At 73.8% G+C, this 14,733-nt stretch carries 15 protein-coding genes; 10 read left to right on the top strand and 5 right to left on the bottom strand.

Annotation, left to right across the window (positions count from 1 at the left end):
- Position 1 precedes the first annotated feature (1 nt).
- The 8 genes from ACYVO2_RS29375 (at position 2) to ACYVO2_RS29340 (ending at position 10,216) form a co-directional block, all read left to right on the top strand.
- On the top strand, positions 2-1,663 hold the full coding sequence (locus ACYVO2_RS29375; protein ID WP_461011063.1) for an NADH-quinone oxidoreductase subunit M: 1,662 nt from the start codon (positions 2-4) through the stop codon (positions 1,661-1,663).
- Entirely contained in the window at positions 1,660-3,309 is a 1,650-nt protein-coding gene (gene nuoN, locus ACYVO2_RS29370; RefSeq protein WP_461011062.1) for an NADH-quinone oxidoreductase subunit NuoN, read from the top strand. Before ACYVO2_RS29375 ends, nuoN begins: the two co-directional genes overlap by 4 nt.
- Before the next feature lie 201 nt (positions 3,310-3,510).
- Entirely contained in the window at positions 3,511-4,515 is a 1,005-nt protein-coding gene (locus ACYVO2_RS29365; protein WP_461011061.1) for a polyprenyl synthetase family protein, read from the top strand.
- A gap of 345 nt (positions 4,516-4,860) precedes the next feature.
- Entirely contained in the window at positions 4,861-6,096 is a 1,236-nt protein-coding gene (locus ACYVO2_RS29360; protein ID WP_461011060.1) for a LolA family protein, read from the top strand.
- 17 nt (positions 6,097-6,113) lie between these two features.
- Positions 6,114-7,097, top strand: a complete 984-nt coding sequence (locus ACYVO2_RS29355) for an ABC transporter ATP-binding protein (protein WP_461011113.1) — start codon at positions 6,114-6,116, stop codon at positions 7,095-7,097.
- Positions 7,084-7,986, top strand: a complete 903-nt coding sequence (locus ACYVO2_RS29350; protein WP_461011059.1) for an ABC transporter permease — start codon at positions 7,084-7,086, stop codon at positions 7,984-7,986. Before ACYVO2_RS29355 ends, ACYVO2_RS29350 begins: the two co-directional genes overlap by 14 nt.
- Positions 7,987-8,193: 207 nt before the next feature.
- Complete coding sequence (locus ACYVO2_RS29345; protein ID WP_461011058.1) at positions 8,194-9,486, top strand: ABC transporter substrate-binding protein; 1,293 nt, start codon at positions 8,194-8,196, stop codon at positions 9,484-9,486.
- A 37-nt stretch (positions 9,487-9,523) separates the two neighbouring features.
- Complete coding sequence (locus ACYVO2_RS29340) at positions 9,524-10,216, top strand: hypothetical protein (RefSeq protein WP_461011057.1); 693 nt, start codon at positions 9,524-9,526, stop codon at positions 10,214-10,216.
- On the opposite strand, the gene ACYVO2_RS29335 is transcribed toward ACYVO2_RS29340, so the two are convergent.
- Both ACYVO2_RS29335 and ACYVO2_RS29330 read right to left on the bottom strand, forming a co-directional pair.
- Positions 10,200-10,526 carry a DUF4190 domain-containing protein gene (locus ACYVO2_RS29335; RefSeq protein WP_461011056.1) on the bottom strand — a complete coding sequence of 109 codons (327 nt, stop codon included), beginning with the start codon at positions 10,524-10,526 and terminating at the stop codon, positions 10,200-10,202. The two genes, ACYVO2_RS29340 and ACYVO2_RS29335, sit on opposite strands and share 17 nt — an antisense overlap.
- A 77-nt stretch (positions 10,527-10,603) precedes the next feature.
- Positions 10,604-10,762, bottom strand: coding sequence for a hypothetical protein (locus tag ACYVO2_RS29330; RefSeq protein WP_461011055.1), 159 nt, complete (start codon positions 10,760-10,762; stop codon positions 10,604-10,606).
- A gap of 202 nt (positions 10,763-10,964) precedes the next feature.
- Between ACYVO2_RS29330 and ACYVO2_RS29325 the strand changes: the two genes are divergently transcribed.
- Positions 10,965-11,597: a TetR family transcriptional regulator gene (locus tag ACYVO2_RS29325; RefSeq protein WP_461011054.1), complete on the top strand. Its 633-nt coding sequence runs from the start codon at positions 10,965-10,967 to the stop codon at positions 11,595-11,597.
- Between the two features lie 12 nt (positions 11,598-11,609).
- Here the strand turns inward: ACYVO2_RS29325 and ACYVO2_RS29320 are convergent, their stop codons facing one another.
- Positions 11,610-12,011: a VOC family protein gene (locus ACYVO2_RS29320; RefSeq protein ID WP_461011053.1), complete on the bottom strand. Its 402-nt coding sequence runs from the start codon at positions 12,009-12,011 to the stop codon at positions 11,610-11,612.
- 203 nt (positions 12,012-12,214) lie between these two features.
- Between ACYVO2_RS29320 and ACYVO2_RS29315 the strand changes: the two genes are divergently transcribed.
- Positions 12,215-12,865 (top strand): TetR/AcrR family transcriptional regulator, encoded by a 651-nt coding sequence (locus ACYVO2_RS29315; RefSeq protein ID WP_461011052.1) that lies wholly within the window; start codon positions 12,215-12,217, stop codon positions 12,863-12,865.
- Between the two features lie 35 nt (positions 12,866-12,900).
- Here the strand turns inward: ACYVO2_RS29315 and rarD are convergent, their stop codons facing one another.
- Positions 12,901-13,887 (bottom strand): EamA family transporter RarD, encoded by a 987-nt coding sequence (gene rarD, locus ACYVO2_RS29310; protein WP_461011051.1) that lies wholly within the window; start codon positions 13,885-13,887, stop codon positions 12,901-12,903.
- A gap of 153 nt (positions 13,888-14,040) precedes the next feature.
- Positions 14,041-14,733, bottom strand: a 693-nt coding sequence (locus tag ACYVO2_RS29305) for a thiamine pyrophosphate-dependent enzyme (RefSeq protein ID WP_461011050.1), incomplete at its 5' end; no start/stop codon positions are given.

Raw genomic sequence — 14,733 nt, 5'->3', positions numbered from 1 at the left:
TATGTCATTCCTGCTCACTGCAACGGCCGCCACCCCGGCCGTCGGCGCGGTGGTGACGGCAGCGGTGCCGGCCGCGCGGCGCTCCGCCGCCAAGTGGACGGCGCTGCTGTTCTCCCTGGCCACGCTGGTGCTCGCCGGGGTGGCGCTGGGCCGGTTCGACCCGGAGGGCGCCCGCTACCAGCTCACCGAGTCCCACGGCTGGATCGACGAGTTCGGGGTCCGCTACGAGCTCGGCGTGGACGGCATCGGGGTGGCGCTGATCGCGCTGACCGCGCTGCTCATCCCGTTCGTGATCACCGCGGGCTGGAACGACGCCGACCCGTTGGAGGACGCCACCCCCAACCGCCGCTGGCGGCCCACCCAGGGCTTCTTCGCGCTGATCCTCATGGTCGAGGCCATGGTGATCATGTCGTTCGCGGCCACCGACGTCTTCCTCTTCTACATCTTCTTCGAGGCCATGCTCATCCCGATGTACTTCCTCATCGGGGGCTTCGGGGACCGGGCGGGCGCGCACGGCGAGGCCGAGGCGGCCAAGCAGCGCTCCTACGCGGCGGTCAAGTTCCTGCTCTACAACCTGCTCGGCGGCCTGGTGATGCTCGCCGCGGTGATCGGCCTGTACGCGGTCACCGCCGACCAGATCGGCGGCACCTTCTCCCTCCAGGAGATCCTCGCCGCCCGGGCCTCCGGTGAGCTGGACATCAACTCCAACGCCGAGAAGTGGCTGTTCCTCGGCTTCTTCTTCGCCTTCGCGGTCAAGGCGCCGCTGTGGCCGCTGCACACCTGGCTGCCCAACGCCATGGGCGAGTCCACCGCCCCGATCGCGGTGCTGATCACGGCGGTCGTGGACAAGGTCGGCACGTTCGCGATGCTGCGCTGGTGCCTCCAGTTGTTCCCGGAGGCCAGCGACTGGGCGACGCCGGTGATCCTGGTGCTCGCGGTGATCAGCATCATCTACGGCGCGCTGCTCGCGGTCGGGCAGAAGGACATCAAACGGCTGATCGCCTACGCGTCGATCTCCCACTTCGGGTTCATCATCCTCGGCATCTTCGCGATGACCAGCCAGGGCCAGAGCGGCGCCACGCTGTACATGGTCAACCACGGCATCTCCACCGCCGCGCTGATGCTGGTCGCGGGCTTCCTGATCTCGCGGCGCGGCAGCCGGCTCATCGCCGACTTCGGCGGGGTGCAGAAGGTGGCCCCGGTGCTCGCGGGGACGTTCCTGGTCGGCGGGCTCGCCACGCTGTCGCTGCCCGGGCTCGCGCCGTTCGTCAGCGAGTTCCTGGTGCTGGTGGGCACGTTCAGCCGCAACCCGGCGCTCGGCGTCATCGCCACCGTCGGCATCGTGCTGGCGGCGCTGTACGTGCTGGTGCTCTACCAGCGCACCATGACCGGCCCGGTGAAGGCCGGGATCGAGGGCATGCCGGATCTGAAGGCCAGGGAGCTGGCCGTGGTCACCCCGCTGATCGCCCTGCTGATCTTCCTCGGCGCCTACCCCAAGCCGGTGCTCGACGTGATCGACCCGGCCGTCGGGCACACGCTCTCCGACGTGCGCAAGAGCGACCCCGAGCCCGACGTCGACCTGGAGGCGGTGCACCGGGACGCGGGGCACGGCGACCAGGGTGCGGAGCACGCCGCCAACGACACCCATGGAGGTGACAAGTGACCGTCGGCGCAAGCGTCCACACCCTGTGGACAACGGCGGCCGAGGAGCAGCAGCAGATCCCGGCTCCGCACATCGAGTACGCCCAGCTCTCCCCGATCCTCATCGTGCTCGGCGCGGCCGTCGTCGGCATCCTGCTCGAGGCGTTCGTGCCCCGCAGGCACCGCTACGCCTCGCAGCTCGCCCTGTCCGTGGCCGCCCTGATCGGCGCGTTCGGCGCCGTCGTCTGGCTGGCCGCCGACGGGTACGCCACCGACAAGGCGCACCTGGCCGCGATGGGCGCGGTCGCCGTGGACGGGCCCTCCCTGTTCCTCCAGGGCACCATCGCGCTGGTCTCCCTGGCCGCGGTGTTCACCTTCGCCGAGCGGCGCCTCGAACCCCGCGTCGAGGGGCAGCCCGTGGACGCGTTCGCCGCCCAGGGCGCCGCGGTGCCCGGCAGCGAGCAGGAGCGCGAGGCGGTCAAGGCGGGCTTCACCACCACCGAGGTGTTCCCGCTGGCGCTGTTCGCCATCGGCGGCATGATGGTCTTCCCCGCGGCGGCCGACCTGCTCACGCTGTTCATCGCGCTCGAGGTGTTCTCGCTGCCGCTGTACCTGCTGTGCGCGCTGGCCAGGCGCCGCCGGATGCTGTCGCAGGAAGCGGCCGTGAAGTACTTCCTGCTCGGCGCGTTCTCCTCGGCGTTCCTGCTGTTCGGCGTGGCCCTGCTGTACGGCTACGCGGGCACGGTCAACCTCGGCGGCATCGCGGACGTGGTCTCCGGCGAGACCCCGGCCACCCCGGCGCTGGCCGAGACCGCGGGCACCGACGCGCTGCTGCTCATCGGCGGCGCCATGGTGCTGATGGGGCTGCTGTTCAAGGTCGGCGCCGTCCCGTTCCACTCCTGGACGCCGGACGTCTACCAGGGCGCGCCCACTCCCGTCACCGGCTTCATGGCCGCCGCCACGAAGATCGCCGCGTTCGGCGCGATGCTGCGCTTCCTGTACGTGGCCCTGCCCGGGCTGCGCTGGGACTGGCGGCCGGTGATGTGGGGTGTGGCGATCCTCACCATGGCGGTCGGCGCGATCATCGCCGTGACCCAGACCGACGTCAAGCGGCTGCTGGCCTACTCCTCCATCGCGCACGCCGGGTTCATCCTGGCCGGTGTGGTGGCCGCCACACCGGACGGCATCTCGTCGGTGCTGTTCTACCTCGGCGCCTACGGGTTCGTGACGCTGGGCGCGTTCGCGGTGGTCACGCTGGTGCGGGACGCGGGCGGCGAGGCCACCCACCTGTCCCGCTGGGCCGGGCTCGGGCGCCGCTCGCCGCTGGTGGCGGGCACCTTCGCGGTGTTCCTGCTCGCCTTCGCCGGCATCCCGCTGACCAGCGGTTTCGCGGGCAAGTTCGCGGTGTTCAAGGCCGCGGCCGACGGCGGCGCGGTGCCGCTGGTCATCGTCGGCGTGCTGTGCAGCGCCGTCGCCGCGTTCTTCTACGTCCGGGTCATCGTCCTGATGTTCTTCAGCGAGCCCGCCCCCGAGGGGCCGACGGTCGCGGTGCCGAGCGTGCTCACCACGACCACGATCGGGATCGCCGTGGCGACCACGGTGGTGCTCGGCATCCTGCCGCAGTACTTCCTCGACCTGGCCGACCAGGCAACCCTGTTCGCACGCTGATCCGGTCACGCGCGGCCCGCCCCGGCACAGTGGGGGCGGGCCGCGCGTGTGCCCGGCGCCTTCGCGTACCCGGAACGGACCCCACGGGGGCCCGGCCGCGGGATGGGTATGCCTGTGCGAGAGCGCCGGAGACGACCGGATAGTCTGCTGGGGACTGTGGTCCGTAGTCCGAGTATCGACCTAGCGACAGGAGAACCAACGGTGACCGTCGTCGGGCCCTTCGGGCTGAGCGTGCAGGACGCCGCCCTGGATGCGGACGTATCCGCCGGTTTGGCCGCGGTCGAGCAGGGATTGCTCGAAGCCACCAAGAGCGACGTCCCGTTCATCACCCAGGCGGCACGTCACCTGGTCGAGGCGGGCGGGAAGCGTTTCCGGCCACTGCTGACCCTGCTCGCCGCGCAGTTCGGCGACCCGTACGCGCCCGGCGTGGTGCCGTCCGCCGTGGTGGTGGAGCTCACCCACCTCGCGACGCTGTACCACGACGACGTCATGGACGAGGCGACGATGCGGCGCGGCGCCGCGAGCGCCAACGCCCGCTGGGACAACTCGGTGGCCATCCTCACCGGGGACTTCCTGTTCTCCCGCGCCTCCAACATCCTCTCCGACCTCGGCCCCGAGGCCGTGCGCATCCAGGCGGAGGCGTTCGAGCGGCTGGTCACCGGGCAGATCCTGGAGACCACCGGGCCCGCGCCCGACGCCGACCCCATCGCCCACTACATGGAGGTGATCGCGGGCAAGACCGGCTCGCTGATCGCGGTCTCCGGGCGGTTCGGCGCGATGATGGCCGGCGCGGACGAGCGCACCGTGGACATCCTCACCCAGTACGGGGAGCGGATCGGCACCGCCTTCCAGCTCGCCGACGACGTCCTCGACATCGCCAGCGACACCAGCGAGTCCGGCAAGACCCCGGGCACCGACCTGCGCGAGGGCATTCCCACCCTCCCGGTGCTGTACCTGCGCGCCCGCAGCGGCGGGCACCCGGACGACGCGCGGCTGCTGGAACTGCTCGACGGCGACCTCACCGACGACGCCCGGCACGCCGAGGCGCTGCGCCTGCTGCGCGCCCACCCGGCGCTGGAGCAGGCCCGCCGCGACACCCTGCGCTACGCCGCCGAGGCGCGCGCCCTGCTGGCCCCGCTCCCGGACTGCCCGGCCAAGCGGGCGCTGGAGGGCCTGTGCGACGCGGTGGTGCACCGGGCGGGCTGAGCGGCGCCCCGCGTCCCCCGCCCCTCCGCCTCGTCCCGCCCCTCGGCGCCGTAGCGCGCCCGGGTGCGGCGGCCCGTGCCCTCGACGCCGTCCCGCGCCCGCGGTGCCGTCCCCGTCCGCCCGCGCGTCAACGTCCGCCGCGGGTCGGACGTTCCCGGACGGGGACCTTTCCGGGAGGTGTCATCCCGTGGGAGTACGGGCACTTGATCCCGGCGACCGATGCGCCGGCCCGCCCGCACTTGCTGCAATGGTCATGACGCCGCCGCCGGTGCCCGGGTCGCCATCCGGGTCACAATGAGGACACCGTGCGGGGGACCGGACGCCGCCACAGGAGGTAGACGCCACATGGCAGGGATACGACCGACCACGCAGGAACCCGACCCGCTGGACGAGACCAGGTCGCTGCGCAGAAGGCGCACGGTGCGGCTGCTGGTCCCGGTCGCGGTGGCCGGGATGGCGGCGGGCACGATCGGCCTCGTCCCGGCGATCGCCGACTCCGGCGGGTCCGACCCCGAGCTGCCCAGGACCACCGCCGCCGAGCTGCTCGCCGACATCGCCGGGTCGAAGGTGGACACCTTCTCCGGCTCCGTGCGCGTCAGCGCCGACCTGGGGCTGCCCGGCCTGATCGCGGGCGGCGCCACCGGCGGCGCGTTCGGCGGCGGGGGCGAGGACGACGGCGCGGACGCGGCGGGCGCCGACCCGTCCTCCCGCCTCGCCGGGCTGCTGGCCGGCTCGCACACGCTGCGGGTCGCCGCCGACGGCCCGGACCGGCAGCGCGTCTCCATCGTCGAGGAGACCTCGGAGTACACCGTCATCAGGAACGGCGGCGAGGTGTGGGCCTACGACAGCGCCGCCAACCAGGTCTTCCACGCCGACGGTGAGCGGGCCGCGAAGGACGCGGGCCGCGGCGCGACCGGGCGCACGCTGCCCGGCACCCCGCGCGAGGCCGCCGAGGAGGCCCTGAAGGCGGTCGACCCGACCACGTCCGTCACGGTCGACGGCACCTCGCGCGTCGCCGGCCAGGACGCCTACGACCTGCTGATCAAGCCCAGGCAGGCGGACTCCACCGTCGGGGAGATCCGCATCGCGGTGGACGCCGACAACGGGGCGCCGCTGAAGTTCACCCTCACCCCGAAGGGCTCGGGCAAGGCCGCGGTGGACATCGGCTTCACCGACGTCGACTTCGACGCGCCGGACGCGAAGGACTTCTCGTTCACCCCGCCGAAGGGCGCGAAGGTCACCGAGGCCGACGAGCTCGCCGACCGGGCCCCCGACCGCTCCCTGCTGGACGGGCTGAGCGCCGCCGACCTGCGCACGGTCGGTGAGGGCTGGAACACCGTGGCCCGGATCAAGCTGCCCGCCGGGCTGCTCGGCGGCGAGGCGTTCGGCGGGAAGGACGCGCCGGAGGGCTTCGACCCGCAGGCGCTGCTCGACAGCCTCGGCAGCAGCGTCAAGGGCGAATTCGGCACCGGCCGGGTCATCACCAGCCGGCTCGTCAATGTGCTGATCACCGACGACGGCGTGGTCTACGCCGGGGCCGTGTCCAAGGACGCCCTGGTCACAGCCGCGAACGGCGAGTAGGAGAACGACGAGTGACCATGCGGCTGCCCGCTCCCGAAGCGGTACCCCCGGCCCCGCCGGAGGACGCCGCGCTGTTCACGCGCGGCCTGACCAAGCGCTACCGGGGCGGGCAGCTCGCCGTGGACGGCCTGGACCTGACCGTGCCGCGCGGCAGCGTCTTCGGCTTCCTCGGCCCCAACGGCTCCGGCAAGACCACCACCATCCGGATGCTGATGGGCCTGATGGCGCCCACCTCGGGCGCCGTGCGGGTGCTCGGCGAGCCCATGCCGCGCGCCGCGCGCAGCGTCCTGCCCCGGGTGGGCGCCCTCATCGAGGGGCCCGCCCTGTACGGGTTCCTGACCGGCCGGGACAACCTGGTGCGGTTCGACTCCGCGGACCCGGACGCCGACCCGCGCACCCGCGCCGCCCGGGTCGCGGCGGCGCTGGAGCGGGTCGGCCTGGCGTCGGCCGCGGGCAAGAAGGCCCGCGCCTACTCGCTGGGCATGAAGCAGCGCCTCGGCCTGGCCGCGGCGCTGCTCCAGCCCCGGCAACTGCTGGTGCTGGACGAGCCGACCAACGGCCTGGACCCGCAGGGCATGCGGGAGATCCGCGCGCTGATCAGGGAGCTGGCCGCCGACGGCATCACGGTGTTCCTCTCCTCGCACCTGCTGGACGAGATCGAGCAGGTCTGCACACACGCCGCGGTGATGAACCGGGGCAGGCTGATCACGCAGGGCACGGTCGCCGAGCTCGCCGCCGTCTCCCGCGGCAGGCTGACCGTGGGCACGCCGGACACCGCGGAGGCGGTGCGGGTGCTGAAGGAGCACGGCGTCGCGGGGCTGGCCGTGGACGGCGAGCGGGTGCACGGGGAGCCGCCCCAGCAGGACCAGCCGGACCTCGCCGACCTCAACGCGGCGCTGGTGCGCGCGGGGGTGCGGGTGCGGTCGTTCGGGCTGGAGCGGGGCTCGCTCGAGGACGCGTTCGTGGCGCTGACCGGGGAGGGCTTCGATGTCGCTGGTTGAGGTGGGCGGCGGGGAGCGCGCCGGGGCGGCGCGGGCCGCGGCGGGCACGCCCGCGGCGCTGCGCACCCTGTCGCTGTTCCGGTCCGAGCTGGGGATCACCTTCCGCCGCTGGCGGAGCGCGGCGCTGCTGGCGATCCTCGCGGTGATCCCCGTGGTGATCGGCATCGCGGTCAAGATCGAGACCTCCGACGGCGGCTCGGTGGGCGACAGCGGGGAGGGCCCCGCGTTCATCAGCCAGATCACCAACAACGGCCTGTTCCTGGTGTTCACCTCCCTCGCGGTGACGCTGTCGTTCCTGCTGCCCATGGCGATCGGCGTGGTCGCGGGTGACGCGCTGGCGGGCGAGGCGAGCGCGGGCACGCTGCGCTATCTGCTGGTCGCCCCGGCCGGGCGGACCAGGCTGCTGCTGGCCAAGGCGTGCGCCACGCTGGTGTTCTGCGCCACCGGGGTGCTGGTGGTGGCGGTGGCGGCGCTGGCCACGGGGGCGGCGCTGTTCCCGGTCGGCGAGGTGACGCTGCTGTCGGGCACCACCGTCCCCTTCTCCGAGGGGCTGCTGCGGGCGCTGGCCGTCGCCGGGGTGGTGGCGCTGTCGCTGGTGGGCATGGCGATGATCGGCCTGTTCGTCTCCACCCTCACCAACAGCGGGATCGCCGCCATGGCGACCACGGTCGGGGTGCTGATCACCGTGCAGATCCTGGACACCATCCCGCAGCTCGACATGATCCACCCGTACCTCTTCTCCCACTACTGGTTCAGCTTCGCCGACCTGGTCAGGGACCCGGTGCTGCTGGACGAGGTGTGGAAGAACCTCGGCCTCCAGGCCGTCTACGCGGCCGTGTTCGGCTCGGCGGCGTGGGCGCGCTTCACCACCCGGGACATCACCGCCTGACCGGCGGGGACGGGCCGGACGGCCCCCGACGCACCGCTCCCGCGCGGCCCGGAAGGCGCGCGGGGGCGTCCGCGCGCCGTGCCCCGTCCCGGGCACTCCGCCGCCGTGCCGCCACCGCCTTGACACGCGTTGGCCACGAACGGTCGGATAAGCCCTTCGATGGAGCCACCAGCACTCCCGACCCAGTGACGCCGAGGGAGACCGCGCATGCCGACCAGTTCCGGTCAGCCGATCAGCCGCCGGGGCTTCCTGGCGGCTCCCGGCCTGCTGGCCGCGGCCGGGACGGTCGCGGGCTGCCGCGGCGGCGGTGACGGCGGCGCCGGCGCCACCACCCGGCTGTCGGTCATGTCCTGGTGGACCGGCGGCGGCGAGGGCGAGGGCCTGCGGGCGCTGGTCGCCGACTTCGAGAAGCGGAACAGGCGCATCCGGTTCGTCAACGAGGCGGTGGCGGGCGGCGCGGGCGACCGGGCCAGGCAGGTGCTCGCCGCCCGGCTGCGCGACGGGCAGCCGCCCGACACCTTCCAGAGCCACGCCGGCGCCGAACTCGCCGACTACGTCACCGCCGGGCACCTGGAGGACATCACCTTCCTGTACGAGGAGGAGGGCTGGCGCCGCCTGTTCCCCGTGCGGCTGCTGCCGCTGCTGACCACCGGCGGCCGGATCCACTCGGTGCCGCTCGGCATCCACCGCGCCAACGTGCTGTGGCACAACGTCCGGGTGCTGGAGGAGGCCGGGCTCTCCGCGCCGCCGCGCACCCCGGACGCGTTCCTCGACGCGCTGGAGAAGGTGCGCGGCACCGGCAGGGTGGGTCTTGCGGCGGGTGAGCGCTGGACCGTGCAGCACCTGCTGGAGACGGTGCTGCTCGCGGCGCTCGGCGCGGACGGCTGGACGGCGCTGTGGCGGCCCGGCGGGGACTGGGGCCAGGACAAGGTCGGCGGCGCCCTGCGGACCTGGGCGCGGCTGCTGGAGTACGTCAACGCCGACGCCGCCTCGCTGACCTGGCAGGACGCCACCGCGATGGTGGCGGACGGCAGGGCGGGCTTCACCGTCATGGGCGACTGGGCGGACCCGTACCTCACCCGCGACCTGGAGCGGCGGGCGGGCGCGGACTACGGCTGGTCGGCGGTGCCGGGCACCGACGGGGTGTACCAGTTCCTCGCGGACTGCTTCACCCTGCCGAAGGGGGCCGGCAACCGCGACGCCGCCCTCGCCTGGCTGAGGGCGTGCGGCAGCAGGTCGGGGCAGGACGCGTTCAACCCGGTCAAGGGCTCGGTCCCGGTGCGCTCCGACGCCGAGGCGGGCGCCCGCGGCCCGTACCAGCGGTGGGCGCGCGAGGAGTGGCGGCGCACCGCGGTGGTGGGCTCGCTCACCCACGGCGCGGTGGCCGGCGCCGCCTGGGCCGGCGAGATCGGCGCCGCCCTGGGCCGCTGCCTGCGCGACCGGGACTTGGGCCGGTTCCAGGACGCGCTCGGGGAGGCGGCGCGCAGACACGCCCGCTGATGGCGCGCCGGGGCCGGGACCTGGCAGGCTCGCGGCCATGCGCGCATCGGACGACACCTGCCACCTGGCGCCGCCGGAGGCCATGTGGACCGCGGGCGCGGTGGTCGCCGCGCTCGCCGCGGGCGGCGTGGACCTGCTGCCGGACTGCGCCGTGGACGGCGACGGCATCGCCTGCGACGACGGCGGCGGCAACTGGTGGCGGCTGGCCCGGGTGGCGGGCGGCCGGGCCGTGGCGATCGGCAACGACCACGAGTACAGCGACACCTCGGCCGGCGACCACGACCCGCCGCTCGACCTGCTCGCGGGCGCCCCGGCGTGGTTCCCCCACGCCTGGTTCGTCCGGGTGGCCACGGCGCGGACGGGGTTCGTGTACTGGTGGGAGGGCGAGGACGGCCCGTGGCGGCGGACCGCCTACCCGGAGGCGGTCGGCGACGACGGCCACCGCAACGTGTGCACGCTCGCCACCGCGGACGACATCGCCGAGGTGGCGCTGTACGCCCGGGGACGGGACGACGAGGCGGCCGGGCGCGCCCTGGCGGAGCTGGCCGCGCGGGCGTGGGCGCGGGAGGTGGACGAGGCGGTGCTGGCCGTGGCGGGGGAGGCGCTGGTGCCCGGCGGGTTCGACGCGGCGGGGGCGCTGCGGGTTGCCGTCCGGGCCGGGCTCACCCCGCACGGCGGCCCGCCGCGGGTCGCGGCGCACCCGGGCGCGGGGGTCACAGGCTCCAGGTGACCGTGCCGTCCGCCGCGATCAGCAGGGCGAGGACCACCAGGTCGGCGGCGCCGAGGGTCAGGCCGAGCAGGGCGCGGGCGGGCCGGGTGGTGCGGCGGGCGAGCGCGAGGCCGCCGAGCACCAGGGCGCACGGGCCGAGGACGATGTTGAAGACGAGCAGGCCGACCAGCCCGAGGACGAACGAGGTGACGGCCATCGCGTCGGCGTCCCGGCCGGGGCGCCGACGCGGCCCGGCCCCGGGTCGCGCGGGCCTGCCGGCCGTCCTGAGCGGGTGCGTGGTGAGCGTGCGGGCGGGGGTCAGCAGATCCATGATCGGCTCCCTCTCCCCAGGGCGCCGGACTCCGCGGGCCGCGTGGGCCGCCGGTCCGGGCGGGCCTGGATGTGGTGTCAGTGGTTCCTGCCCTGCGCGAGGCGCTCCCGGACGCCGAAGGCGAGCAGCCAGCCGGCGATGACGGCGGCGGCGACGAGCGTCACCGACAGGGGCAGGTGGGCGGCGGCGCCCACGAGGATCCCCAGCAGGAGCAGGGCTGCGACCAGGAAGAGCATGGCGGACCTCGATCCTTCGTCGTCCTGTCGTTGCCGTTCTCGGTTTCCGGGTCTCGGTTCCCGGGTCTCAGCGCCCGGGTCTCGGTTCCCGGTTTGGGTGAACAGTTGGAGCAACACTTGTGGCTACAACTGTTCACTGAAATCCACTCTACCCCGGTCCGCGTCATGGCGCGAATCGGAGAACAAGTGTTTACTGAATGACATGAGTCACAGCACGACCACCACCGGCGTCCGGCAGGCCCGCAAGCAGCAGACGCGCCGCGCCCTGCTGGACGCGGCGCTCGAACTGCTGGCGGACCAGAGCCTGAGCAGCCTGGGCATGCGCGAGGTCACCCGGGTGGTGGGCGTGGCCCCGACCGCGTTCTACCGGCACTTCCGGGACATCAGCGACCTCGGCGTCGCCCTGGTGGAGGAGGCCCTCGGCAGCCTGCACGCGATGATCAGGCTGATCCTCGCCGACGGCGACGGCGCCGACCGGCGGATCGACCGCACCGTGGAGGCCATCACCGCCTATGTGCTGCGGCACCGCTCCCATGTGCGCTTCATCGCCAGGGAGCGCCACGGCGGGGTGCGGGCCGTCCGGGAGGCCATCGCCGGGCAACTGGAGCGGTTCGTGGCGGAGGTCGCCGCCGCGCTCGCCGTCCACCCGGACTACGCCGACTGGAGCGCCGACGACCTCGGCATGCTCGCCGAGCTGTACGTCGACCACATGGTGATGACGGCGAGCGCCCTGCTGGAGGCGTCCCCGGGACCGGCCCAGGAGCGCATCGTGAACACCGCGCGCCGGCAGTTGCGCCTGATCAACCTCGGCTGCCGCCACTGGCGCGAGGAGTGACGGCCCGCCCGGCTACACGGCGGACCACTCGCGCTCGCACAGCACCAAGCGGCAGCCGTCCGGGTCCCGGACGGTCACGCCCCACTGGTCCCAGTAGGGGTTGTGCGCCGCCACGCGCTCACCGCCGTGCCGCTCCAGGCGGGCGACGAGGTCCGCGGGGACCGGCTCGCCGAGGTAGACCACGAGCAGGTCGTCGGGGGCGGGACGGGGCCCGGCCGGGTCGTGCACCAGCTCCAGGTGCCAGGCCGCGCCCGGCCAGCCGACCATCAGCAGGGAGTGGTTGCCCGCGGTGCCGTCGCCCTCGTGCCGCCACAGCACGTCGAGACCGAGCCCCGCCACCCAGAAGCGCTCGGCCGCGGCCAGGTCCCGCGACGGCCGGGCGATGCGGATGTGTGCCTGTGCGTCGGCGGGCATGGCGTTCTCCTCCCCGTGGGGCCGCCGCTGCCCGGCGGCCCGGTGCGACGACCCTACGGCCGGGGTGATCACCGGGCCATCGTCCGGTGGTCCTGGGCCTCGTGCCCGTCGGCCGCGGGTCCCGCGGTGGGCTCCCGCGCTCCCGCCCCCGACGCAACCCGGTCACAAAAGTCATCCGGTTGCCCGCTGCTAGAGTGGCCGCCATGGGCCCGGGGACGCCAGGACTGCGCGCGCGCAAGAAGGAGCGCACCCGCCAGGCCATCTCGGACACGGCGATCGGCCTCTTCCTGGAGCGCGGGTTCGACGCGGTGTCGGTGGCCGAGGTGGCCGCAGCCGCCGAGGTGTCCAAGCCGACGCTGTTCCGCTACTTCGCCGGCAAGGAGGACCTGGCGCTCCAGCGGATCGCCGACCACCGGGGCGAGGCCGCCCGCGTGGTGCGGGAGCGGCGCCCCGGCGAGTCCCCGGTGGCCGCGCTGCACCGCCACTTCCGCGCCGGCCTGGACGCCCGCGACCCGGTCACCGGCCTGAACGACTCCCCCGATGTGCTCGCCTTCCACCGGATGCTGCTGGAGACCCCCGCCCTGCTGGCCCGCCTGGCCTCCTACACGGCCCGGGACGAGGAGGCCCTGGCGGGCGCGCTGGCCGAGGCGGTGCCCGGCGGCGACACGCTCGCCCCGCGCCTGGCCGCGGCCCAGTTGGTGGCCGCCAACCGGCTGCTGGCCCAGGACAACTGGCGGGAGCTGGTGGCGGGCCGCACCGCCGACGAGGTGCACCCGCGGGCCGTGGCCGCCGCCGACCGCGCGTTCCACCTGCTGGCGGGCGGCCTGGGCGAGGTCTACGGCCGTCCGGGCTGAGCGTCCGCTCCCGCGGTGGAGGGCGCGGCGGCCCGTCAGCGGGTCGCGGTGGGCTGCTCGGGAGCGGCCCGCCCCGCGGCCTCGGCCCGCTGCCGCGCCACGGCCCGGCGCGTGCTCGCCGCCAGCCGCCGGTTGCGGTTCGCCACGCGCAGCGCGTCCCAGGTGAGCATGCTCAGCGCCAGCCACACCAGCAGGAAGCCCGCCCAGCGCTCCGCCGGCATCTCCTCGTGGAAGTGGACGATGCCCAGCACGAACTGGAACACCGGCGCCAGGTACTGGAGCAGCCCCAGCACGCTCAGCGGCACCCGCACCGCCGCCATGCCGAAGGCGACCAGCGGTATCGCGGTGACGATGCCCGACGACATCACCAGCAGGGTGTGGCCCGCCGACACGGTGCCGAAGGTGCCGTCGCCGCGCGCCGCCAGCACGGCGATGAAGCCGACCGCGGGCAGGAACATCACCGCGGTCTCGACCGAAAGCGACTCCAGGCCGCCCAGGCCCACCTTCTTCTTGATCAGGCCGTACAGGGCGAACGAGAACGCCAGCACCAGCGCGATCCAGGGCAGCCTGCCGTAGCCCACCGTGAGCACCACCACGGCCGCCGCGCCCGTGCCGACGGCCACCCACTGCACCGGGCGCAGCCGCTCGTGCAGCAGCAGCACCCCGAAGGCTATGGTGACCAGCGGGTTCACGAAGTAGCCCAGCGAGGTCTCGACGACGTGGCCGCTGTTGACGCCCCAGATGTACACGCCCCAGTTGACCGAGATGATCGCGGCGGCCAGCGCCACCAGCGCCAGCTTCCTCGGCTGCCGCAGCAGCACGGGCACCCACGACCAGCGGCGCAGCACCGCCAGAATGGCCAGGACCGCGATCAGGGACCACGCCATGCGGTGCGCGAGGATCTCGGCCGCGCCCAGCGGCTCGAGCAGCGGCCAGTACAGGGGGAACAGCCCCCACAGCGAGTACGCGGTGACGCCGTACCAGAGGCCGGCGCGCTGGTCGCCCCCGTTGTCCGCCGCCATGTCGACCACCTGCTCCCCTCGCGTCCGCGCGCACGCGGCAGCCGCCCCGCGCTGGTGAAGACTATCCAGCACGAGGCGGCCGTTGTCATCGCTGTTTCGCTAAAACGGTCCTTACAGGATCGCTTAACCGTTCGGCCCCGGGCGGCCCGGCGTTCAGCCCGGGATGGTCCAGGTGTCGCCGCCCGCGAGCAGCGCCGACAGGTCGCCCTTGCCCTGGCGCGTCACCGCCTGGTCGAGCTGCTGGGCCATGGCCTCGTCGTACACCGTCCGCTCCACGCTGCGGAACACCCCGATGGGCGTGCGGTGCAGCGTGTCGGCGTCGGCGAGGCGGGACAGGGCGAAGGCGGTGGTGGGGCTCGCGGAGTGGGCGTCGTGGACGAGGACGGCGTCGGTGCCGGCCTCGGTGACGTCGACGACGGTGAGGTCGCCGGTGGCCGGGTCGCGGACCACGCCCTTGGAGCCCAGGCCGTCGGCGGCGGGGGCGCCGAAGCGGATCGGCTGCCCGTGCTCCAACCGGATCAGCGTCTCGACCGCGCTCTCCTTGTCCTTCAGGGCCTCGAACGCCCCGTCGTTGAAGATGTTGCAGTTCTGGTAGATCTCCACCAGCGCCGTGCCGGGGTGCTGGGCCGCCTCGCGGAGCACGCTGGTGAGGTGCTTGCGGTCGGAGTCGATCGTCCGTGCCACGAACGACGCCTCCGCGCCGAGGGCCAGGGAGATCGGGTTGAACGGCGTGTCCAGCGAGCCCATGGGGGTGGACTTGGTGATTTTGCCGGTCTCGGAGGTGGGGGAGTACTGGCCCTTGGTCAGCCCGTAGATGCGGTTGTTGAACAGCAGGATCTTGAGGTT

This window comes from Streptomyces capparidis, from assembly GCF_054782095.1.
Note: the sequence above shows the minus strand (reverse complement) of the source record. Positions and strands in the feature narration are given on the sequence as shown.